The organism is Arthrobacter sp. YAF16, from assembly GCF_052113385.1.
Taxonomy (GTDB): Bacteria; Actinomycetota; Actinomycetes; order Actinomycetales; family Micrococcaceae; genus Arthrobacter.
This window is the reverse complement of record NZ_JBFRDC010000001.1, coordinates 447,713-469,087: the sequence shown is the minus strand read 5'-3', so window position 1 is coordinate 469,087 and position 21,375 is coordinate 447,713. Positions and strand designations below refer to the sequence as shown.

At 68.1% G+C, this 21,375-nt stretch carries 15 protein-coding genes and 1 pseudogene; 6 read left to right on the top strand and 10 right to left on the bottom strand.

Annotation, left to right across the window (positions count from 1 at the left end):
* Nucleotides 1-78: 78 nt before the first annotated feature.
* On the bottom strand, nt 79-1,602 hold the full coding sequence (gene exaC / locus AB4Y91_RS02215; RefSeq protein WP_441416939.1) for an acetaldehyde dehydrogenase ExaC: 1,524 nt from the start codon (nt 1,600-1,602) through the stop codon (nt 79-81).
* A 217-nt stretch (nt 1,603-1,819) separates the two neighbouring features.
* On the opposite strand from exaC, the pseudogene AB4Y91_RS02210 reads away from it, so the two are divergent.
* Nucleotides 1,820-4,675: pseudogene (locus AB4Y91_RS02210) on the top strand (lamin tail domain-containing protein); the annotation flags it as partial.
* Nucleotides 4,676-5,250: 575 nt separating this feature from the next.
* Here the strand turns inward: AB4Y91_RS02210 and AB4Y91_RS02205 are convergent.
* The 4 genes from AB4Y91_RS02205 to AB4Y91_RS02190 form a co-directional block, all read right to left on the bottom strand.
* Nucleotides 5,251-6,666: a GAF domain-containing protein gene (locus tag AB4Y91_RS02205; protein WP_441416938.1), complete on the bottom strand. Its 1,416-nt coding sequence runs from the start codon at nt 6,664-6,666 to the stop codon at nt 5,251-5,253.
* Between the two features lie 113 nt (nt 6,667-6,779).
* Nucleotides 6,780-7,067, bottom strand: coding sequence for a hypothetical protein (locus AB4Y91_RS02200; RefSeq protein ID WP_441416937.1), 288 nt, complete (start codon nt 7,065-7,067; stop codon nt 6,780-6,782).
* Nucleotides 7,068-7,128: 61 nt separating this feature from the next.
* A complete protein-coding gene (locus AB4Y91_RS02195; protein WP_441416936.1) occupies nt 7,129-8,577 on the bottom strand; it encodes an amidase in 1,449 nt (482 codons plus the stop codon).
* A 116-nt stretch (nt 8,578-8,693) separates the two neighbouring features.
* Nucleotides 8,694-10,154 carry an FAD-dependent oxidoreductase gene (locus AB4Y91_RS02190; RefSeq protein WP_441416935.1) on the bottom strand — a complete coding sequence of 487 codons (1,461 nt, stop codon included), beginning with the start codon at nt 10,152-10,154 and terminating at the stop codon, nt 8,694-8,696.
* Nucleotides 10,155-10,334: 180 nt separating this feature from the next.
* Between AB4Y91_RS02190 and rarD the strand changes: the two genes are divergently transcribed.
* A complete protein-coding gene (rarD, locus tag AB4Y91_RS02185) occupies nt 10,335-11,384 on the top strand; it encodes an EamA family transporter RarD (protein ID WP_441416934.1) in 1,050 nt (349 codons plus the stop codon).
* A 29-nt stretch (nt 11,385-11,413) separates the two neighbouring features.
* Here rarD and AB4Y91_RS02180 read toward each other — a convergent pair whose 3' ends face one another.
* Nucleotides 11,414-12,286 carry a universal stress protein gene (locus AB4Y91_RS02180; RefSeq protein WP_441416933.1) on the bottom strand — a complete coding sequence of 291 codons (873 nt, stop codon included), beginning with the start codon at nt 12,284-12,286 and terminating at the stop codon, nt 11,414-11,416.
* A 190-nt stretch (nt 12,287-12,476) separates the two neighbouring features.
* Here AB4Y91_RS02180 and AB4Y91_RS02175 point away from each other — a divergent pair, with 190 nt between their 5' ends.
* Nucleotides 12,477-13,310: an AMIN-like domain-containing (lipo)protein gene (locus tag AB4Y91_RS02175; RefSeq protein WP_441416932.1), complete on the top strand. Its 834-nt coding sequence runs from the start codon at nt 12,477-12,479 to the stop codon at nt 13,308-13,310.
* 143 nt (nt 13,311-13,453) lie between these two features.
* On the opposite strand, the gene gabT is transcribed toward AB4Y91_RS02175, so the two are convergent.
* Nucleotides 13,454-14,809: a 4-aminobutyrate--2-oxoglutarate transaminase gene (gene gabT / locus AB4Y91_RS02170; protein WP_441416931.1), complete on the bottom strand. Its 1,356-nt coding sequence runs from the start codon at nt 14,807-14,809 to the stop codon at nt 13,454-13,456.
* A gap of 68 nt (nt 14,810-14,877) precedes the next feature.
* A complete protein-coding gene (locus tag AB4Y91_RS02165) occupies nt 14,878-16,308 on the bottom strand; it encodes a gamma-aminobutyraldehyde dehydrogenase (RefSeq protein WP_441416930.1) in 1,431 nt (476 codons plus the stop codon).
* 160 nt (nt 16,309-16,468) lie between these two features.
* Here AB4Y91_RS02165 and AB4Y91_RS02160 point away from each other — a divergent pair, with 160 nt between their 5' ends.
* Nucleotides 16,469-17,911 (top strand): PucR family transcriptional regulator, encoded by a 1,443-nt coding sequence (locus AB4Y91_RS02160; protein ID WP_441416929.1) that lies wholly within the window; start codon nt 16,469-16,471, stop codon nt 17,909-17,911.
* Nucleotides 17,912-18,005: 94 nt separating this feature from the next.
* Here AB4Y91_RS02160 and AB4Y91_RS02155 read toward each other — a convergent pair whose 3' ends face one another.
* Nucleotides 18,006-18,542, bottom strand: coding sequence for a hypothetical protein (locus AB4Y91_RS02155; RefSeq protein ID WP_441416928.1), 537 nt, complete (start codon nt 18,540-18,542; stop codon nt 18,006-18,008).
* Nucleotides 18,543-18,713: 171 nt separating this feature from the next.
* Here AB4Y91_RS02155 and AB4Y91_RS02150 point away from each other — a divergent pair, with 171 nt between their 5' ends.
* Nucleotides 18,714-19,580, top strand: a complete 867-nt coding sequence (locus tag AB4Y91_RS02150; RefSeq protein WP_441416927.1) for a DUF1206 domain-containing protein — start codon at nt 18,714-18,716, stop codon at nt 19,578-19,580.
* Nucleotides 19,581-19,706: 126 nt separating this feature from the next.
* Nucleotides 19,707-20,288 (top strand): hypothetical protein, encoded by a 582-nt coding sequence (locus tag AB4Y91_RS02145; RefSeq protein ID WP_441416926.1) that lies wholly within the window; start codon nt 19,707-19,709, stop codon nt 20,286-20,288.
* Between the two features lie 27 nt (nt 20,289-20,315).
* Here AB4Y91_RS02145 and AB4Y91_RS02140 read toward each other — a convergent pair whose 3' ends face one another.
* The gene (locus tag AB4Y91_RS02140) at nt 20,316-21,305 is read right to left on the bottom strand and encodes a DNA topoisomerase IB (protein ID WP_441416925.1); all 990 of its coding nucleotides are present in this window, start codon (nt 21,303-21,305) and stop codon (nt 20,316-20,318) included.
* Nucleotides 21,306-21,375 lie beyond the last annotated feature (70 nt).

The window sequence follows — 21,375 nt, the reverse complement described above, 5'->3', positions numbered from 1 at the left end:
TCCTGCAAGTAGGGGCGGCTGTCACGGGCGGGACGGGAAGGCGGGGCGGACCGGTCCGGTCCGCCCCGCCGCAACGGCTTAGAAGAAGCCGAGCTTGTTCTCGTTGTAGCTGACCAGCAGGTTCTTGGTCTGCTGGTAGTGGTCCAGCATCATGGCGTGGTTCTCGCGGCCGATGCCGGAGGACTTGTACCCGCCGAACGCGGCGCCGGCCGGGTAGGCGTGGTAGTTGTTGACCCACACCCGGCCCGCCTGGATTTCGCGGCCGGCGCGGTAAGCGACGTTGCCGTTGCGGGACCAGACGCCGGCGCCCAGGCCGTAAAGGGTGTCGTTGGCGATGCCCATGGCGTCGTTGTAGTCGCTGAAGCGGGTCACCGAAACCACCGGCCCGAAGATCTCCTCCTGGAAGATCCGCATCTTGTTGTGTCCCTCGAAGATGGTGGGCTGGACGTAGTAGCCGCCGGCGAGGTCGCCGGACAGTTCGGCGCGGGCGCCGCCGGTAAGCGCTTTGGCGCCCTCCTGCTTTCCGATGTCGATGTAGGAGAGGATCTTCTCGAGCTGGTCGTTGGAGGCCTGCGCGCCGAGCTGCGTGTCGGTGTCCAGCGGGTTGCCCTGGATTATCTTCTGGGTGCGGGCCAGCGCGTCGGCCATGAAGGAGTCGTAGATGCCTTCCTGGACCAGGGCGCGGGAGGGGCAGGTGCAGACCTCGCCCTGGTTGAAGGCGAAGAGCGTGAAGCCCTCAAGAGCCTTGTCGTAGAAGGCGTCGTTGTTATCCGCGACGTCGTTGAAGAAGATGTTGGGGCTCTTGCCGCCGAGCTCCAGGGTGACCGGGATCAGGTTCTGGGACGCGTACTGGCTGATCAGGCGGCCGGTGGTGGTCTCGCCGGTGAAGGCGATCTTGCGGATTCGCGGGCTGGAGGCGAGCGGCTTGCCGGCTTCGACGCCGAAGCCGTTGACGACGTTGATGACGCCCGCCGGCAGCAGGTCGCTGATCAGCTCCATCAGCACCAGGATCGAGGACGGGGTCTGCTCGGCCGGCTTGAGGACGACGGCGTTGCCGGCGGCGAGTGCGGGGGCCAGCTTCCAGACGGCCATCAGGATCGGGAAGTTCCACGGGATGATCTGGCCGACGACGCCGAGCGGCTCGTGGTAGTGGTAGGCGGTGGTGTCGTCGTCGAGCTGGGACAGCCGGCCCTCCTGGGCGCGGACGGCGGAGGCGAAGTAGCGGAAGTGGTCCGCGGCGAGCGGGATGTCGGCGTTGAGGGTTTCGCGGATCGGCTTGCCGTTGTCCCAGGACTCGGCGACGGCGAGCATCTCGGTGTTCTCGTCGATCCGGTCGGCAATCTTGTTCAGGATGGCCGCGCGCTCGGCGACGGAGGTCTTCCCCCACGACGGGGCGACCTTGTGCGCGGCGTCCAGGGCCAGCTCGATGTCCTCGGCGGTGCCGCGGGCGACCTCGCAGAAGGCCTTGCCTGTCACCGGGGTGATGTTCTCGAAGTACTGGCCCTTGACCGGGGCAACCCATTCGCCGCCGATCCAGTTCTCGTAGCGGTCCTTGAAGGTGACCTTCGAGCCCTCGGTACCGGGCTGTGCGTAGACAGTCATTGCTAGCTCCTTTGCTGTGCAAGATTGGTGGCGGAAGCGGCCAGGATCTCTGCGGCCGCCGCTGGCACCAGCCTAGGAGCCGGGAGGTTGCGAGCAGGTTGCAACCATGTGAGCCGGATCACGCGGACTCTCATTGCGCTGGGCTCGTTCAGGAACGCGGCCACCATCCAGGCAATAGGGCCCGTGTTCTGGTACTTACCTCCACCCCGCAATACCTATGGACACCGCCGGAGCCCCCTCCGATACTCAGCGTGACGCCGCAGGCTGTTGCGGCGTGGGCGTCCAGCTGCTCACCAACGGCGCTCACACCTTCATTGAGGGGGCTCTTGGCATGGTGGTAAAAACGGCAACAAAAGCAGGAGGAAGAGGCTGGCGGATGGCGTCGGCCATTGCATTGGCTTCGGCGATGGCCAGCACCTTCGTGGTCTCGCAGGCTGTCCCGGCGAGTGCGGCGACGTCGGGCGGGATGGTGATCTCAGAACTCAACTACCATTCCGGATCGGATCTGGATACCGACGACTTCCTGGAACTGACCAACACATCAGGCGCTCCGCTGGACATCTCGGGATGGTCCTTCACCGCCGGCGTCACGGCCGTCTTCGCTGCGGGCACCGTGGTTCCCGCCAACGGCTACTTTGTGGTGGCGAAGGATGCCGCCCAGTTCCAGACCACATACGGGTTCGCCCCGAACGCCGTCTACGGCGGAAACCTCAGCAACGGCGGCGAAGCGGTCACGCTGGTCGATGCGGCGCTGAACGTCGTGGACACCGTCACTTACGCGGACGTCGCGCCCTGGCCATCGACGCCTGACGGGACGGGCCCCACCCTCGAACTGCGCGACCTGACCTTGGACAACACACAGCCCGACAGCTGGGGCGCGAGCCTGGCTGCGGGCGGCACCCCCGGGGCCAAGAACTCGCTCGACGGGACCGGGCCGGCGCCGGTCGTCGCTGAGCTGAAGGCGACCCCGGCGCGGCCGGCCGCCGGTCAGCCGGTGGCCGTTACGGCCCGGCTCCGGACCGGCTCCACAGCTCAGCTCACCTACAAGGTGATGTTCGGCGCCGACGTCGTGGTTCCGTTCATAGATGATGCGGCCAGCCCCGGCGGGGCAGGCGACGGCGTGTATTCCGGAACCATCCCGGGTCAGAGCGCGGGCAACCTGATCCGCTACCGGGTCGATGCCTCCGCGGGCGGTACCGGCTATTCGGAACCTGCGGCCGGTGACTCGGTGCGCTACCGCGGCGTGGTGGTCCTGAACTCCGCGGTCAGCAGCTCGCTTCCTGTCATCGAGTGGTTCATGGATGACGCCGTGTACAACGACATTCTGGCCAACCACCGCTACGACGACTACCAGGGCGCGGCGGTCTGGGCCTACAACGGCCAGGTCATCGACGGCGCCCTGATGAACGTGCGCGGCAACACCTCCCGGAGCAATGCGAAGGTGAGCTGGAAGGTCGAGCTGCCCAAGGGTTACATCTTCGATCTTGGCGGCAAGCTGCCCTATCCGCTGGACGAATTTGCGCTCCAGAACTACGCGGACAACTTCGCCGACGTCGGCTGGGCGACCGTGAAGGCCGGTGGCGACCGGGCCCTGAACATCGTCCCGGTCCGTACGCAGCGCAATGGCACCTTCTGGAGCCTGGGCCGGATCATGGAGACCGAGGACGGCCGCTGGCGGGATGACCAGGGCGTGTCCAACTGGGCGATCTACAAGGGCGACGGCGGCAGCGTGGGCGCCACGTCGTCTCCGGCCGCGCTCCAGGCCTCGAGCTGGCTGGACAAGAAGACCCGCAAGGATGAGGACTTCTCCGACGTCTGGACCCTGTCCAACTCGGTCGACGCCTCGCCCTCAGCGGCGCAGCAGGCCTGGATCTACCAGAATGTGAACATGCCGGAGCTGGTCAACTATATGGCGATCAACTCGATCATCCGGCACCAGGACAGCGGCTGGTACAACTGGTGGCTGGCCCGCGACACCGACGGGACCGGCCGGTGGGAGATGTGGCAGTGGGACCTGAACTGGATCTTCACCACTCCCTCCTCGGACGGCAAGGGCCTCTTCCTGACCCCGGACACCTCCAACAATTTCACGCAGGCCATGCTGAGCTACCCGGAGATCAAGGAAATGTTCTACCGGCGGCTGCGTACCCTGGCCGACCAGTTCCTTCCGGCCGGGCAGTACGAGGCGAAGTGGGACGCGATATCGGCCCAGACCACGCCGGACTGGAACCTGGACCGCGCTAAGTGGGGCGGGTACACGCCGGCGTCGGCGCGGACCGCGTTCCTGGCCGGCCTGGCGGATCGCCGCAACACGATCAACGGCAACACGGGCCCGGGACTGCCGGTGCCCACCACACAAGCGGCCGACGCGAATGTGGTGGTCAATGAGATCCAGTACCACCCGGCCGGAAGCGGTGGGGAGTACATCGAGCTGGCGAACCCCGGCAGCACGGCCGTGGATATCTCGGGCTGGACGATCGATGCGGTCGGCCTGAAGATCCAGCCCGGCACGGTGATCCCGGCCGGCGGACGCGTGGTGTTCGTGGCGAATGACAAGGCGTTCCGCCTCGCCTACACCGGGGCGAACCGCTTTGTGGGCGGCACGTTCACGGGCACTCTCGACGACGCCGGCGAAGCCATAGTGCTGCGCGACGGCAGCCGGGTGGTGGACTCCGTCACCTACTCGAACGCGGCGCCGTGGCCGACTGCGGCAGACGGCACCGGCCCTTCGCTGGAGCTGACCTCGCCGACGGCGGACAACTCCGTTGCGTCGAACTGGACCGCGGTGTCCACCACCGGCGGCACACCGGGACTGGCAAACACGAAGGGGACTCCGCCGTCGAATGTGGCGCCTGTTGCGGCGTTCACGAGTGGGGTGAGCGGGTTGACGGCGAACGTGAACGGGGCCGGTTCAACGGACTCGGACGGCACGATCGCCTCGTACGCCTGGGACTTCGGTGACGGCGGGACCAGGACCGGGGTGACGGCGAGCCACACCTACGCTGCCGAGGGGACGTATACGGTCACCCTGACCGTGACGGATAACGGCGGCGCCAAGGGTACGGTCAGCCATTCGGTAAGYGTTGCCGCGCCGCCGGCGGGCAGTGTCCTGGCTCAGGACACGTTYACCCGCACGGTCACCGGCGGTCTGGGGACGGCGGAAACGGGCGGGCCCTGGACATTGTCCGGGACAGCCTCGAACTTCGCCGTCAACGGCAGTGCGGCCACGATTGCCAGCCCCGCTGCCGCCAACCGCTACGCCTACCTTGACGGTGTCTCCTCCACCGACACGGAGGTGCGGGCAACGATCGGCTTCAACCGGCCGACCGCCAGCAGCATCTACACCGGCCTGATCGGCCGCCGGGTGGGTGCGGATACCTACGGTGCACGGGTGGTGGGGCACCGCGGAACCGGCGAACTGGCAACTGAGCACAACCGACAGCACGGCCACGCTGCAGAGCGCCGGTGGAATCGGCATCTACAGCTACCTCAGCACCACCGGAACGCCGACCCCGTTGACCGTCAGCTTCGACGACCTCTGGGCCGGGCGCACCAACTAGCGATACTCGGCAAAGAAGTCCCCGCCGGCGCAGACGACGCCGGCGGGGACTTCTTTGTGCGCCATGCAGCGCCGAGAGCGCGTCCTGCTCAGGCGCCGAATTCGGCTTCGAGCCGCTCCAGGTCCGCGACGACGGCGGCGCGCCTGGGCGAGCGCGGCGGCAGCAGCTTCAGCGCGGCAGTGCGGACCTCGACGTCGTCCCGCGCTTCCGGCAGTTCGGCATATTTCAGCAGCGATTCGGCGCTGCCGTCGGTCAGTACGGCCTCGCGCAGCAGGGACGAGACGCGGCTGCGGAGCTCGGTGATCCCCGGCGCCTCGGAGCGCGGCAGGACCGCGCCGCGGTAGATTTCCAGCGCGATCCGGTGCGCGCCGCGCTGCAGGCAGCTGAGGATCTGGCCGGAGTCCGGCACGAGGTCCACCGGGAGGCGGTACGGCCTGGACTCCGGGACGGCGTCCGGATTGAGCTGCTGCAGGACCTTGCGCAGCCGCACCATCTCGGCGCGCAACGTCATGGTGGAGCCGTCGCGCGGGTAGAGCAGCGAGCTCAGCTCCTCGGCGTTGAGGCCTTCCGGATGCGTGCTCAGCAGGGTGAGGATTTCGCTGTGCCGGGCCGAAAGCGTGACGGTGCGGCCGTCGATGCTCAATACGGCCTGGTCGCGGCCGAGCAGCTGCAGGCTGTTGCGGTACAGGCTGCCGGGCGCCCTGGAGCCCGCCCGGGCGGGTCGCGCTCCGCCGGACGCGGCGTCGGACCCGGCGCGAGACGCGGCGGCGGTCTGCCGGCGTCGAACCGGGGCGGCCTGCCGGGCGGCGGCAAGCTGGAGGCGCTCCACCCGCAGGTGCGCCTGCGCGGCGGCTACGGTCGCCTCGACGAGGGACAGGGTGTGCGGCGCGACGGCGGATTCGGTGCCGGTGATGTCGACGACGCCCAGCAGGGCCCCGGAATCCGGGTCGTGGAACGGCACGGCCGTGCAGCTCCAGGGGTGGACGGAGCGTTTGTAGTGTTCGGCGCCGGCGATCTGGATGCCGCGGCCAAGGGCGAGCGCGGTGCCGGGGGCGCTGGTGCCCACGGTGGCCTCGGACCAGTCTGCGCCGGGGACGAACATCATCCCCTCGGCGCGGCGCTGCATGGCGGGGTCCCCTTCGACCCAGAGCAGCCGGCCCACCTCGTCCCCGACGGCCACCAGCATGCCGCTGTCGTGGCTGGGCAGGACCAGCAGTTTGTGGATCACGGGCATGATCGCGGCCAGCGGGTGCTGCCGGCGGTATTCCTCGAGTTCCTCGCGGTCCATGGCCAGCGGGGCTTCGGGGTTGTCCGGGTTGGCGTGCAGTTGCGCGGAGCGCTGCCAGGATTCCCGGATCAGGCTGCGGAGCCCGGGCGGCTGCTCACCGCCCAGGCCTATGGAGTCCAGTTGCTCGTGCCCCGCGTAGGCATACTGCTGGCGCAACTCCGGGCTCAGGCCGTGGCCGGAGCCGCGCGGGGCCGTCTGCTCGACCGGATTCCTCATTGAACTCCCACCTGGCTGGCACACTCTTCAGCGCGCGACCGCATGCCGGAGGCAGCGTCGTCCGGCCCAGTCTAGTTCCGTGCCGGGAGATTGGGAATGCACCCGCCCGGGCCTCAGCCAGTGGCGCCCGACGGAAGAACGTAGCTTTGAATCTCGCCAAGAGCCCGGATCTCGGGGCTGGGCAGGCCGGCGTCGGCAGTAAGTTTCCGGAATTCCGCGCTGCTGCTGAAGCCGTCAAAAACCTCCCTGCTAGGGCAGGTATCCAGGACAACGATGCCTTCATCGGTCTGCACGCAAAGATGGAATTCCAGTTGGCCGGCGGGCAAGAGCGCCAGCATCCGGTCGTGTGCTGCAAGGAGCTCCGCCGGGTTCCCGCGGAAGCTGTACATTCCCAGATACATTGCCTGTCTCCTTTGCATTGATTGCGGTGTTTGGTTTCTCCGGCGCGGTCCTCGCGGAGGCTCACCGCGCAGTGGTTGCGGGCCGTCGCCCGGCCCAGGGTCTGGCCTGTTCAAGCTGGGCAGCAAGCCTGAAGAGACTTGCTTCGGCGCCGAAACCCGCGAGGAAAGACATCCCGACGGGCAGCCCGGCGGAATCCGTGCCCAGCGGAATGGACATGGCCGGGTTGCCTGTGACGTTTGCGTACTCTCCGTCGAACATCAGGAAACGGCCGGCCTCCTGCTCCCCGCGGAGGGGGTTCTCCGGAGTCGCCGTGAGCGTGCCCAGCGGAAGCGGCGGCCAGCCGACCGTCGGCGTCAGCCAGAGATCGTACAGCTCGAAGAAGCCGGCAACGCGGCGGCTGAAACGCTGCAGTTCCTCCACGCCCTGCAGGTAGTCCCCCGCGCTGACGTTCCGGCCGCGCCCGAACAGGACTTCGGTGTAGAGCTCCAGCTCGCCCGGTTCGGGCCCCCGCCCCAGTCGCCGAGTCCAGTACCCCTCGATCCAGGCCGCTGCAGCAGCGTACACGTCGCGGAGGGCCCGGCGTCCGGCCCGGTCCAGCGGCGCCGGGCGCCCTTCCTCGAGCTCGTGACCGAGGTCGCTCAGCAAGTCCACGGTCGCGTCGAAGACCCGTAGATAGTCAGGATGAACCGGCTGGCCGCGGTTGGGGGTAGCAGTGGCCGCGATCCTCAGCCGTCCCGGTGGTGTCGCGGTTTCGGCCACATAGGGACGGAGCTGCGGCGGGGCCCGGTAGGGGTCCCCCGGAGCCGCACCCGCGACGGCGTCGAGCAGCGCCGCCGCGTCGCGGACCGTGCGGGTCAAGGCGAATTCGGCAGCGAGGCCGCCAACAACGTCGCCGTATTCCGGCCCCAGCGGCACACGGCTGCGGGTCGGTTTGAGACCGAACACTCCGCACCATGCCGCCGGATAGCGCAGCGACCCGCCGAGGTCGTTGCCGTGGGCCATCGGAACGATCCCCGCCGCGACTGCCGCTGCCGACCCGCCGCTCGATCCGCTCGTGGACAAGGACAAGTCCCACGGGTTGCGTGTAGCCCCGTGCAGGAGCGGTTCGCAGTGCGGGCTCAGGCCGAACTCACAGGTGTTGGTCTTGCCGATGACGGCCAGTCCGGCGCGGCGGAAGCGGCCTGCGAGCTCCTGGTCGTGGCGGGAGACGTTCCCCGCAAGCCAGCGGGAGCCTTCGGAGAAGGGCGTTCCGGCAATTTCCAGCGCCAGATCCTTGACGAGGAACGGCACGCCGGGGAAAGGAAGAGCATCGGAGAAGACGTCACCGGGCTGGGCGCTGCCGGTGTTGGGAGCGTCCCCGTCCAGCTCGACAATCACGGCATTCAGGGCTGGGTTCAGTACCCTGATCCGTTCCCTCGCCTCGGCGAGGAGTTCTGCCGCACTAACCTGGCCGGAGCGGACCAGATCGGACTGCCCTGTCCCGTCCATCCACCGAAGTTCGTCATCCACGGCTGCCTCCCGGAGGGGGACCCGGGGCTATGAGCGAGCCGTTGCAGTCCCCGCGGGTGAATTCTACGTCCGGGCGCAGCGCAGGAACAGGTCAACGCCTACTGCGGTTCGGCGGTTCAGTCCCGGGAAATCCGGATCATCTCTTCCCGCGGCACGACCTTGATGCGTTCGCGCACCACGCCGTCGTCCGGATGGGAAGCGGTCCACGCCGCGCCGAGGGCCAGCTCGTGGGCGTCCAGCTTGTTCCAGCCTTCCCAGGTGGTGTACTGGATGCCGCGCTCTTCGAGCAGGTCGATGATGGCCTGCGGATCCGGGTTCTGGGCCGGCGGAAGGGTCAGCCGGTCCTCGAGCAGGAAGCCGATGGTCTCCAGCGCATCTCCCTTGGTGTGGCCGATCAGGCCGACCGGGCCGCGCTTGATCCAACCCGTGGCGTAAATGCCGGGCACGGGCTTGCCGTCGGCGCCGAGCACGCGGCCGCCTTCGTTGGGGATGACGCCGCGCCGCGCGTCGTACTCCAGCTCGTCGAGCTGGGAGCCGTGGTACCCGATGGCGCGGTAGACGGCCTGGACCGGGTAATCGACGAACTCGCCGGTGCCCTTGACGTTGCCCGTGCCGTCCAGCCGCATGCGCTCGAACTTGATGCCCGTCACCTTGCCGGGATGCGCAGCGTCGCCTGTTTTTTCGCCGAGGATCTCGACCGGATTGTGCAGGAAGTGCAGGTGCAGCCGGCGGGAGGACGGTTCCTCGGCCTCGGCGTGCTCCTCGACGAGCCAGTTGCCAAGGGTGCTCACCATGGTCTTGATCTGGTTGTTCGTGCGGATGGCCTCGTCGGAGGCTTCGTCGAATTCGAAGTCCTCCGGGTAGAGCACGATGTCCACATCCTTCGCGTGGCTGAGCTCGCGCAGCTCCAGCGGCGTGAACTTCACCTGCGCCGGTCCACGGCGGCCAAAGACGTGCACGTCCGTCACCGGCGAATTCTTGAGCCCCTGGTAGACGTTGTCCGGAATCTCGGTAACCAGCAGGTCATCTGCGTGCTTGACCAGCATCCGGGCGACGTCCAGGGCCACGTTGCCGTTGCCGATCACCGCGATTTCTTTGGCCTCCAGCGGCCAGTCGCGGGGAACGTCCGGGTGCCCGTCGTACCAGGAGACGAAGTCGGCCCCGCCGAACGAGCCTTCGAGCCCGACTCCCGGAATGTCCAGGTCCGCGTCCTTGATGGCGCCGGTAGCGAAGATCACGGCGTCGTAGAAAGCGCGGAAGTCGTGCAGGGTCAGGTCCCGGCCGTAGCTGACGTTGCCGAGGAAGCGGATATCGCCGCGGTCCAGCACCTTGTGCAGGGCGTTCACGATCCCCTTGATCCGCGGGTGGTCCGGCGCCACGCCGTAGCGGATGAGCCCGTAGGGCGCCGGGTAGGCCTCGAACAGGTCGATGCTGACCTCGAAGTCGCCGTCCTTGACCTCGTTGGACTTGGTCAGGATGTCCGCGGCGTAGACACCGGCCGGTCCGGCGCCGACAATCGCAACGCGGAGGGGACGTTTGGTCGTTCTTTCAGGCGAGGTTTCGGCCGAGTTGGACACCGGGAGCCCTTCTGAGTCTTGGCGGGTGCGCCGGCAGATACAGCGCACAGTCCCCTATTCTAAATGCCCCCGCGGTGGGGTGGTCCCCGGGTGAGGGAGAACGCAGGTGACGGACATCGCAGACGCCGCGGCCGCCCTGCCGGGCTCCGCGGCAGGAATAGCCGCGCCGGGGGTGGTGTTATGGGTCTTGTGCCTATCTCCGACGGATCCCCCGCTCCCGCATCCCTGACTTCCCCGGGCGGCGTTGCCCCCGCTACCGGAGCCGCCGGTGACGCCGCTGGCCCCGCTGCGGCACCTGGACTCAAGGCAGTGGACAAGGACACGACGGCGGGGATCCTGTTCGGCATCGGCGCCTACGGCTTATGGGGCCTGCTCCCGCTGTACTTCTTCGTGCTGCACCCGGCCAGCGCCGTCGAGATCGTGGCCAACCGCGTGGTCTGGTCCCTGCTCTTCTGCGTCCTGCTGATCACCGTCACCCGCGCCTGGCGGGTGATCGGCGCCGCGTTCCGGAACCGTACCGTGATCGGTCCGCTGGCCCTCGCGGCCGTCCTGATCGCGATCAACTGGCTGACCTACACCTACGGCGTGACCACCGGCCAGGCCGTCGAAACATCGCTGGGCTACTTCATCAACCCGCTCGTGTCCGTGCTGCTGGGCGTCTTTGTCCTGAAGGAAAAACTGCGGCCGCTGCAGTGGGCCGCCGTCGTCGTCGGTTTCATCGCGGTGGGCGTACTGACATATTCCTACGGCAAGCTCCCGTGGATCGCCCTGACCCTGGCGTTCAGTTTCGGCCTCTACGGCTTCGTCAAGAAACGTGTGGGTCCGCGGGCGGACGCGATCACCAGCCTGTCGGTGGAAACCATCGTGCTGGCGCCGATCGCCGGCGTGACCATGATCGTCCTGGCCCTGACCGGCGCCGCCTCGCTCACCACCAACGGCGCCGGACACTTCTGGCTGCTTGCCGCGTCCGGCGTCATCACCGCTGTCCCGCTGCTGTTCTTCGGCGCCTCCGCGCGGCGGCTGCCGATGACCACGATCGGGCTGCTGCAGTACTTCGCCCCGGTACTGCAGTTCATCGTGGCGCTGGTGGTGTTCAAGGAGGCCATGACCCCGGAGCGCTGGATCGGCTTCAGCGTCGTCTGGCTCGCGCTGTTGCTGCTCACGGCGGACATGCTGCGGACGGCCCGGAAGAACTCCGTCACCCGCAGGCTGGCCCGCGCCGCCGCCTAGGGCAGACCAGCCCAGGCGGCGGCGCCGGCTTAGTCGTCCGGGCTGGTGTCGATGCGCACGTAGTCGCGCGGCACTACGACCATGGGGACCGGCAGGGCGCGGAGCACCTTGTTGGCCGTGCTGCCGATGAAGAGCTTGTTCTTCTCCGCCAGGCGGGACGAACCGACAATCATAATCTCCGCGTCGTCCCAGTCGAGGTCATCGATGGCTTCCTCAATGGTCCGGCCGTGCGCGACCTCCACGGTGACGTGGTGTCCCGCCGGCAGGCGCTCGGCCGCGGCCTTCAGGACGGTGTTCGCGTGGACATGCGCGGCGTTGACGTTTTCGCCGCCGTCGCCCTCGGCGTCCAGTTCGACGAGCGAGACCAGCCGCAGCGGCACGCCGCGGCGCTCGGCCGACTCAATCGCGACGTCGATCGCCGCCTCCGCGCCGGTACGCTGGCCGACGGCGAGGGTCAGCCGGGTGATGGGGTCGGTGTTGCGGTAGCCGCGGGGCGCCAGCGCAACCGGCACCGGTGAGGCATGCAGCAGGGCGTTGGCCACGCTGCCAACGCTGTACCGCTTGAACAGGCCGCTGTTCGCGGCACCCACGACGATCAGGCCGGCGCGGTATTCCTTGGCGGCGTCGATCAGTCCCGCGGCGAAGGAATCAGCCTGGCGCACGTGGAACCTGGCCTCCAGGCCCTCCGGAACCAGGGACAGGCCCTGCCGCTCCGCCGTCAGCACGGACTGCTCCGCGGCACTGACGCGGTTTCCCTGCGGGTTCAGCGCGACATAGGGTGTGTTCCGGTCCACCACATGAACCAGGTCCAGGTGCGCGCCCTGGGCGCGGGCCATGGCGGAAGCCAGGGCGACGGCGTCGGCGCCGCGGTCGTTGGGTGTGTAGCCAACTACGTATCGCATGTAAGAACCCCTTATGGGTCTGGGGCAGAATCCAGCTTGGCTCCGGGGTTCCGGGCGACGTCGGCCGGTCTGCGTTCCTGCAGTGGTAGGAACGACTCTAGCCCAGCGTTGCGGGGAATAGTGGGTGACTTTTGGCCCTGCGGCACGCAAATTTCCGCGACTACGCTGAAGCCGTGGAGGGGAGCTCACCATGAGTCTGACCAGGAACACCGGGTTCGCGGCAAAAACGAGCGGGCTGGGAGCGCTGATCTTCCTGTTCGCGCTGACCGGCTGCACCCCTTCTTCGCCCCAACCCTCCGGGAGCAGCCCCGCGTCGGCGACGGAATCAGCGACGGCATCGGCGACGTCGACCTCCACACCTTCCGGCGCTGCGACGCCCTCATCCACCGCCTCGGCGACGCCGTCGGCCTCCGCGACGCCGTCTCCGGATTCCGACGAGACCAAAGCCCCGCAGGACGGCGACCGCGTGATCTCCTCGACCATTACCCATGACTGGGCCTGGCCTGGAGCGAAGTCGCCGTTCAAGACCACGCACAGCAATCCCGTACCGTTGGCCCCGCCGCCGGCGGAGCCCCTGCCCACGCTGTACGCCATTGGCGCCGGCCAGCACCCCTCGGACACCCCGCCCTATGACCAGCTGAGCTTCCGGTTCAACGGCGCCTTTCCCAGTTACGACATCTCGTTCGTCCCCGAACTGATCGCCGACGGCAGCGGCCTGCCCGTGCCGATGCCCGGGACGGGCGCCATCCTGAAAGTTGTCTTCCACGGCGCCCAGGCGCACACCGCAGACGGGAAGGGCAGCACCGTCAAGAGCATCCCTGCCCCGTCGATCGGCTACCGGGCACTCACCCGCTACGCCCCGGCCGGGGACTTCGAAGGGGTCCTTAGTTATGGGATCGGCGTCGGCCGCCCGGGTACCGCCGTGCAGCAGACCAAGGTGCGGGTCTACGAGGTGGAGAAGATCGAGCAGGGCCGGCACCTGTACGTCGTCGCGATCCAGCTCGACGCCAGCTCCTGGAAGTAGGCCCGGACGCGAACGAGCCGCGGACTTCTCGGTCCGCGGCTCGTTCATGTTGCTCGGTGGTGTCCCGCTGGGGGTGTCCCGCCGGTGGTGTCCCGCTGGGGGTGTCCCGCTGGGGTTGTCCCGCTGGGGGTTCCCGCCGGCGCTTAGGCGTTGGCGCGGACCGCCGCGGCCAGCACCTCGAGTCCGTCCAGCAGCAGCTCGTCGCTGATCACCAGCGGCGGCAGCAGCCGGATCACGTTGCCGTAGGTGCCGCAGGTGAGGATGATGACACCCTCTTTGAGGCAGGCAGCGGCAACGGCCTTGGTCAGTTCCGGGTTCGGTTCCTTGGAGCCGGCCTGGACCAGTTCGATCGCGAGCATGGCGCCGCGGCCACGGATGTCACCGACCACGGTGAGCTCGGACGCGCGCTCCCGCAGCTTGCCCAGGGCGAGTTCCTCGATGTGGCGGGCCCGGGCGTTCAGGTCGTACTGCTCCATCGAGCCGATGGAGGCCAGCGCCGCGGCACAGGCCACCGGGTTGCCGCCGTAGGTGCCGCCGAGGCCGCCCGGGTGGACGGCGTCGAGCAAGTCGGCGCGGCCGGTGATGGCGGAGAGCGGCATGCCGCCGGCGATTCCCTTGGCCATGGTGACGATGTCCGGGATGACACCCTCGTGGTTCACGGCGAACCATTCGCCGGTGCGGCAGAACCCGGACTGGACCTCGTCGGCAATGAAGACGATGCCCTTCTCCTTGGCCCAGGCCGCAAGGGCCGGCAGGAAGCCCTCGGCCGGGACGATGAAGCCGCCCTCACCCTGGATGGGTTCGATGATGATCGCGGCCACCGACTCGCCACCGATCTGCTTCTCGATCATGGTGATGGCACGCTTGGCGGCCTCGGCGCCGGTGATCTCCGGGTTTTCCTCGCGGTACGGGTAGCTCATCGGCATCCGGTAGACCTCGGGCGCGAACGGGCCGAAGTTGGTCTTGTACGGCATCGCCTTGGCGGTCAGCGCCATGGTGAGGTTGGTCCGGCCGTGGTAGGCGTGGTCGAAGGCGACGACGGCGTCCCGGCCGGTGGCGAGGCGGGCCACCTTGACGGCGTTCTCCACGGCTTCGGCGCCTGAGTTGAACAGCACGGTCCGCTTCTCGTGGTCGCCCGGGGTGAGCCGGTTCAGCTGCTCGGCGACGGCGACGTAGCCCTCGTAGGGCGTCACCATGAAGCAGGTGTGGGTGAAGTGCTCCACGGCTTCCTTCACCGCGCCGACGACGGCGGGATCCGAGGCGCCGACGCTGGTCACGGCGATGCCGGAGCCGAGGTCGATGAAAGAGTTGCCGTCGACGTCCTGGATGATGCCGCCGTCGGCGTCGGCGACGTAGACCGGGACGCTGGAGGCGACGCCGGACGCGACGACCGCCTTGCGGCGCTCGGTCAGGGCCACGGACTTGGGGCCGGGGAAGTCGGCCTGGACGCGGCGCTTCTGCTCCAGACGGTAGGTGAGGTCGTTTGCTGTGGTGGTCATGGGGAAGGCCTTTCTAAACGTGTAAGGGTCGGCGGGGCCGGGTCTGGCGGGAGCGTTAGGCAGCCGCGTCAGGCATCGAGCGCACTCATGACGTGCTTGATGCGGGTGTAGTCCTCGACGCCGTACATCGAGAGGTCCTTGCCGTAGCCGGACTGCTTGAAGCCGCCGTGCGGCATCTCGGCGGTGAGCAGGATGTGGGTGTTGATCCAGACGGCACCGAAGTCCAGGTCGCGGCTGACCCGCATGGCGGTGCCGTGGTCCGTGGTCCAGACGCTGGAGGCGAGGGCGTATTCGACGTCGTTGGCCAGCTCGATCGCTTCGGCCTCGGTGCTGAACTTCTGCACCGTGATGACCGGGCCGAACGTCTCCTTCTGGACAATGTCGTCGGTCTGCTTGGCGCCGGTGACAATGGTGGGCTCGAAGAAGAAGCCCTTCTCCCCCGCCCGGTGGCCGCCGGTCTCAATCTTGCAGTTCGCCGGCAGGTGCTCCACAACGTCGGTGACCGCGTTGAAGTGGTTGACGTTGTTCAGCGGGCCGAAGTAGTTGTCTTCGTCGTTCTGCGAGCCGGTGTGCAGGGTCTTGGTGTGTTCTACCATGGCGGCGACGACGTCGTCGTGCACGGAATCCTCGACCAGGACCCGGGTGATTGCCGTGCAGTCCTGGCCGGCGTTGAAGAAGGCGAACTCGGCGATGGCCGCGGCGCTCTTCTTGATGTCCGCGTCCTTGAACACGATCGCCGGTGCCTTGCCGCCGAGCTCCAGGTGCGCGCGCTTGAGCCCTTTGGCGGCGCCGGTGGCGACAGCAATGCCGGCCCGGACGGAACCGGTGATTGAGACCAGGCCCGGGACCTTGTGCTCCACCATCATGGCGCCGGTCTCGCCGGTGCCGAGGACGACGTTGAGCACGCCGGCGGGGAGGATCTCGCCGGCGAGGCGGGCCAGGACCAGGGTGGATTCCGGCGTGGTGTCGGAAGGCTTGAGCACCACGGTGTTGCCGGCGGCCAGTGCGGGGCCGATCTTCCAGATCGCCATCAGGAACGGGTAGTTCCAGGGGGCAACCTGCGCTACGACGCCGATCGGTTCGCGGCGCACGTAGGAGGTGTGGCCCTCGAGGTATTCACCGGCGGACTTGCCCTCCAGGATCCGGGCGGCACCGGCGAAGAAGCGCAGCTGGTCTGCCCCCGCGGCAACCTCCTCGGCGGCGATCAGGGAGCGGACCTGGCCGGTGTTGCGGTGCTGGGCCTCGACGAGTTCGTCACTGTTGGCTTCGACGGCGTCGGCGAGCTTGAGGAGCATGAGCTGGCGCTGGCCGGGGGTGACGTGCTTCCAGCTGGCGAAGGCGTCCTTCGCGGCGGTCATGGCGGCGTCGACGTCGGCCTGCACCGAGACCGGCGACTTGGCCACCACCTCCCCGTTGGTGGGATTGACAATGTCCAGCAGGGCCGTCCCGGCGGGGGTGACGAACTCGCCGTTGATGAAGTTCTGCAAGGTTTGAACCACGGTGTACAACCTCTTTCGTGCTGGCCTCGGAAAGGCAGGTATGAGGGGATCTGCGACTGCTCCGAGCCTATGCCAGGCACGCAAGGCAGGGAATAGGCAGCTGCACACCGAAGCAGCGCGACTTTAGTGCGGTTGACCAGCCCCCGGCTATCCTGATTCCATGGCAATTTCACTCGCGGCCCTGCTGGGGGTTCCGTCCCTCAAGCTGACGAAATCGGGCCTCGCGGAGACCACCTGGCACCAGGACATCCACTGGGTCGCGGTGACGGAGCAGGAAGACCCGCACCGCTTCCTCAACGGCGGGGAACTGGTCCTCACCACCGGGATGCGGCTCAGGACCGCCCCGGAGCAGCGCCGCTTCGTCCGCCAGGTCCAACGCGCCGGCGCCGTGGGCATCGGTTTCGGGATCGGGCTGACACACGACGCGGTGCCGCCGGCCCTGATCGCCGAGGCCAACCGCTGGGGCCTTCCGGTGGTGGAAGTGCCCTACGAGACACCCTTCATCGCCATCGGCAAGCTCGTGGCCGACGCCCAGTCCGCGGACCACTACGCCAAGCTGGAGCGCCTGATCGCGGGGCACCAGGTCTTGGCCCGCGCCCTGCTGACCGGCGGCGGCCTCGCCGAGCTGCTCAGGCACCTCGGCTCCATGCTGCGCACCGAGATCGTCCTGACCCAGTTCACCGCGCAGCTCTACAACAGCGCCGCCGGCAACCCCTCCCCCACGGCGGACGGCTGGGCCTCGTACCCGATCCCGACCGGCCGCCGCGACGCCTGCACACTGTGGGTCAGGCACCCGTTCGAAGACTCCGGAATCATCGGCTATGCGCAGAACCTGATCAGCGTCGAGCTCAACAACATGGTCAAGCAACGCCAGTCGCAGCGCGCCCTGGCCGGGCAAGTGCTTGAGGACGTGATCCACGGGACCCTCGATGCCACCGAAGCCACCCGCCGGCTCGCCGGCATCGGCGTCAACAGCACCCGCAAGAACGTGGTCCTGCTGGCGGAATCGGCCGCCCACGCCAAGCAGCTGGGCAGCTCCTCGCTGCCTCAGCCGCTGGCGGCGGCGGTGACCGCCGTCGTCGGCAAGGACCTAGTGGTGCTGGTGCACGACGACGGCAGCGGCGCCGGCGCCCTGGCCCGGAGCCTCAGCGACCACCTCGCCGAGGCGGGCATCCACGCCACGATCGGCATCGGCGGGGCGTACACGAAGCCGAACGGCCTGCGCTGGAGCTACTTCGAGGCCCGCGACGCCGCCAGCCACGGACTGCCGGTCAACGAGCCGGAGCGGCTGAGCCTGACCTCGCTGCTGCTGGCCAGCGAGGACGTTCCGCTGGCGGACATGGCGAACGAGTCGCTGAACCCGCTCCGGAACTTCGACGCCGCGCACGGCGCCGAACTGATGACCACACTGGAGAGTTACCTGAGCAACAACGGTTCGGTCGCCGCCGTCGCCGAGGAGCTCACCCTGCACCGCAACACGGTCCGCTACCGGCTGGCGCAAATCACCGAATTGACCGGCTACGACCCGGCGCAGACCGCGGACCGGGTCCAGCTCTGGCTGGCGCTGGCCGTGCAGCGGCTCAGCGCCCGGCAGCCGCGCTGACGCACCCGCCACCAACAACGCGGGGTCAGACCGCGCCCATCCGGCAACTGCCGTGGGAACGTTCTGACCCCGCGTCGGAGTGGAACCAGCGCGGCTAGCGGGAGAGGCCCTTGAAGACGTTCTTCGGCCGCTGCATTTCGCCGTGCTTGGCGCCCAGGACGATCACCCAGCCTGCGAAGACCGGGATGGCCCACTGCAGGATCTTCAGCTGCTGCTGGGCAGAGCGAAGTTCCTCCGAGGCGCCCGGCTTGGGCTCGGTGGCGCCCTCGGCACCCTCGGCGGCGAGCTTGTCCACCTTCGCGCCCTGCAGTCCGGCGTACAGGGTCACGGCTGCACCGGCCAGGGTGACGATCGACTTGTAGATGCTCAGCCGGGTCACGCCGTCCTGCTTGGTCATCCGGCCCTTGTTCTCCCACATGATGGCGAGGCCGGAAAGGAAGTGCGCGCCGAATGCGGCCGTCTGGTACGGGGCCCACTTCTTCCAGCCCAGGCTGGACAGACGGGTGCGCTCGGCGGGATCCTTGGCCTCCGCCGTCGCGCCGTTCAGCCCGATGGCGCCCATCAGCGAACCGCCAAACCACGCGCCGGCGGTCAGGTCGTGGATGGATCGGGCAACAAGATTACCTGCCATGGTGAGCTTCCTATCGTGTGAATTCGAATCCGGAATGGTGCGGCCACATGCGACGCCGCACCCCGGACATAGTAAGCACACTTACCAACAAGTTGGTAGTCCCGGTTTCGGGCCGCCGACCGCCGGACGGAGCTTCCAGGCAGCCGATCCGTTACGCGTAAGCTCGAAGCAATGGAAGAAATCAGCAGGGAGCTCCCGCAAGGGCAGGCCGTGCCGCGCCACGCGGCTGGCATCGGCGAAGCCGCCGATGCCGCAGAGGCCGCCTCAAACAGCAGGGTGCTCGACGTCGTCGCGCGGTGGGGGTTCGCTGTGATGGCGTTGCTCCACATTGTCATCGGCGTGATCGCCGTCGCGCTGGTCCTGGGGGCGCCGGGCCAAGCCGAGCCCACCGGAGCGATCGAGCAGCTCGCCGCCAACCCCTGGGGTCCGGCGGTGTTGTGGCTCTGCTTCACCGGCTGCGCCGGACTCGCCTTGTGGCAGCTGAGCGAGGCGACCCTGCGGGCCAGGCACCTGCCCCGCGGCGAACGGCTGGGCAAGCTGGTCTCCTCGGGCTTCCTGGCCATCGCCTACGGCAGCGTCGGCTTCACCTTTGCCAGCTTCGCCCTGGGTTTCCGCAGCGACTCGGGGGATTCCACCGCGGCCTTCAGCGAAGCCCTGATGAACCGGCCGCTGGGCGCACCACTGCTGATCGGACTGGGACTGACCGTGGGTGGGATCGGCGTTTTCTTCGTGGTCAAGGGCCTGGGCAAGAAGTTCAAGGAGGAGCTGCGCCACTTCGAAGGCACGCACCGCGGCCACCTCATCAGCGGCCTGGGCGTGGCCGGCCACGTGGCCAAAGGCCTGGCGCTGGTCCTGACCGGTCTGCTGTTCGTGATGGCCGCGGCCACCAATGACCCTGGCTCGTCCACCGGGCTGGACGGAAGCCTCAAGGCGCTGCAGCACCACCCGTTCGGGCCATACTTGCTGCTGGCCATTGGCGCAGGGTTTATGGCCTACGGGGTTTTCGCCCTGATCCGCGCCCGGTTCGGCCGGATGTAGCGCAGGTTTCCTCCCTTGTTGCCGAGCGGAGCCGGGGATATCGTTTTAGCTACCCGGCACGGCGTTCCCTTCTCTTCCGACAAGTGCCGCGCACGCCCCCGGTGGTCGGTTCTTCGAGGTATGGCCATGAGCTACGTCCCAGTCAGCAGGCGCACCATCCGGCGCCACCGTGAGTCCGAGCGGTCCACCCGGCGCCTGGTGATCGTCCTGTCCGCGGCGGCGGCAGTGGCGTGGCTGCTTTCGGTCACGATGTCCACGGCGGTCCGGGTGGGCGGCTACGCCCACGACCTGGCCGTCGTCCTGCACGTCCTGTCCCTGGTGGTGTCTTTCGGCGCCATCATCCTGGTCGACTGGCACGGCTTCCTGTGGCTTGTCGGCCGCCGCAAACTGGCTGAAACCATCCGGCTCGACGGCGCTGCCACGCCGCTGATCTGGGCCGGTCTCGCCGGCCTGCTGGCCACCGGCGTGTTCCTGAACCCGCACCTGACCAACCCGATGACAGACGTCAAACTGGCCGCCGTGCTGGTTCTCAGTCTGAACGGCATCATGCTGATCCCGCTGATGCGGCGGCTGGTTCATCTTCCTCCGGAAACCCCGTTCCGGGGCCTAAGCGCCGGTCAGCGGACCCACCTGCTGGTCTGCCTGGTTATCTCGCAGGCGTGCTGGTGGACGGCGATAATCATCGGATTCATCAACGCCGAGTTCTGACGCGCCGGGTCCTGAGCGTCACACCGGTCAGCGCAGCGGGACGACCGCACCCTCCTGGTACAGCAGCGCCCGGATCTCCGATTCGGCCGAATCCAGCCGCTTCGGATCGATGGTCTCCCCCGCCGCGAAGTGGTCCAGCAGGCGCGGATCGACGTAGCTCTTTCGGGCGATCGACGGCGTGTTGCCCAGCACCGCCGCGGCGTCGACCATGGCGCGGCTCACGGCGCGCTTCCGGGCCGAGACCTTGGCCTGCGGGCCGCTCTTCGCCAGGCTCACGGCCGCCGCGACGGTGCCGCGCAGGGTGCGGAAGTCCTTCGCGGTGAAGTCCGCGCCGGTTCGTTCCTTGACGTACTCGTTGATCTCGGCGCTGGTGACCGGATGCCAGCTGCGGCCGTTCTTGTAGGCCAACAGCCGGGCGTTGCCGCCGCGGCGCTTGAGCGAGCGCACGACGGCGGCGAGGTCGGCGTCGTCGATCCGGGACTCCCAGGTCTTGCCGCTCTTGGCCGGGAAGCTGAGCCGGAGTTCGTCTTTGCGCACGTTCACGTGGGCGCAGAGCAGGGTGGCCAGTCCGTGGCTTCCGTTCTCGTTGGTGTACCGCTCGGAGCCCACGCGCAGCGATCCGCTGTCCAGCATCCTGAAGGCGGCCGCGAGCACGCGCTCCCGCGTCAGGCCTTCGGAGCGCAGGTCCAAGGTCACCAGGCGGCGGGCCGACGGCAGGGTTTCCGCGAGTTGGAGCGAACGGTCGAACTTCAGCCGGTCCTTCCGCTCCCGCCAGCTTGGGTGGTAGATGTACTGGCGCCGGCCGACGGCGTCGACCCCGGTGGCCTGGATATGCCCGTTCTCATACGGCGCGATCCAGACGTCGGTCCAGGCCGGCGGTATCCCGATGCTTTCCAGCCGCTCCCGCACCGGGCCGGCCGGAAGGGTCGACCCGTCCAGGTCCTTGTAGCTGAACCCGCTCCCGGCGGGAACCCGGCGGTAGCCGCGGCCGGACGCGTTGCTGTGACGGAGCCTCATCGGCCGGATCCTGGGTGCCTGGCAGTGTCCATGACGGTAAGCCTACTGACTACCCGCCGGGAATGCGCCG

What these genes read in the sequence shown, in the direction of transcription:
- AB4Y91_RS02180 (WP_441416933.1), bottom strand. Translation starts at nt 12,286, where the DNA reads ATGCGATACGTAGTTGGCTACACACCCAACGACCGCGGCGCCGACGCC.
- AB4Y91_RS02175 (WP_441416932.1), top strand. Translation starts at nt 12,477, where the DNA reads ATGAGTCTGACCAGGAACACCGGGTTCGCGGCAAAAACGAGCGGGCTG.
- AB4Y91_RS02140 (WP_441416925.1), bottom strand. Translation starts at nt 21,305, where the DNA reads ATGAGGCTCCGTCACAGCAACGCGTCCGGCCGCGGCTACCGCCGGGTT.
- AB4Y91_RS02150 (WP_441416927.1), top strand. Translation starts at nt 18,714, where the DNA reads ATGGAAGAAATCAGCAGGGAGCTCCCGCAAGGGCAGGCCGTGCCGCGC.
- rarD (WP_441416934.1), top strand. Translation starts at nt 10,335, where the DNA reads ATGGGTCTTGTGCCTATCTCCGACGGATCCCCCGCTCCCGCATCCCTG.
- gabT (WP_441416931.1), bottom strand. Translation starts at nt 14,809, where the DNA reads ATGACCACCACAGCAAACGACCTCACCTACCGTCTGGAGCAGAAGCGC.
- AB4Y91_RS02205 (WP_441416938.1), bottom strand. Translation starts at nt 6,666, where the DNA reads ATGAGGAATCCGGTCGAGCAGACGGCCCCGCGCGGCTCCGGCCACGGC.
- AB4Y91_RS02160 (WP_441416929.1), top strand. Translation starts at nt 16,469, where the DNA reads ATGGCAATTTCACTCGCGGCCCTGCTGGGGGTTCCGTCCCTCAAGCTG.
- exaC (WP_441416939.1), bottom strand. Translation starts at nt 1,602, where the DNA reads ATGACTGTCTACGCACAGCCCGGTACCGAGGGCTCGAAGGTCACCTTC.
- AB4Y91_RS02145 (WP_441416926.1), top strand. Translation starts at nt 19,707, where the DNA reads ATGAGCTACGTCCCAGTCAGCAGGCGCACCATCCGGCGCCACCGTGAG.
- AB4Y91_RS02155 (WP_441416928.1), bottom strand. Translation starts at nt 18,542, where the DNA reads ATGGCAGGTAATCTTGTTGCCCGATCCATCCACGACCTGACCGCCGGC.
- AB4Y91_RS02200 (WP_441416937.1), bottom strand. Translation starts at nt 7,067, where the DNA reads ATGTATCTGGGAATGTACAGCTTCCGCGGGAACCCGGCGGAGCTCCTT.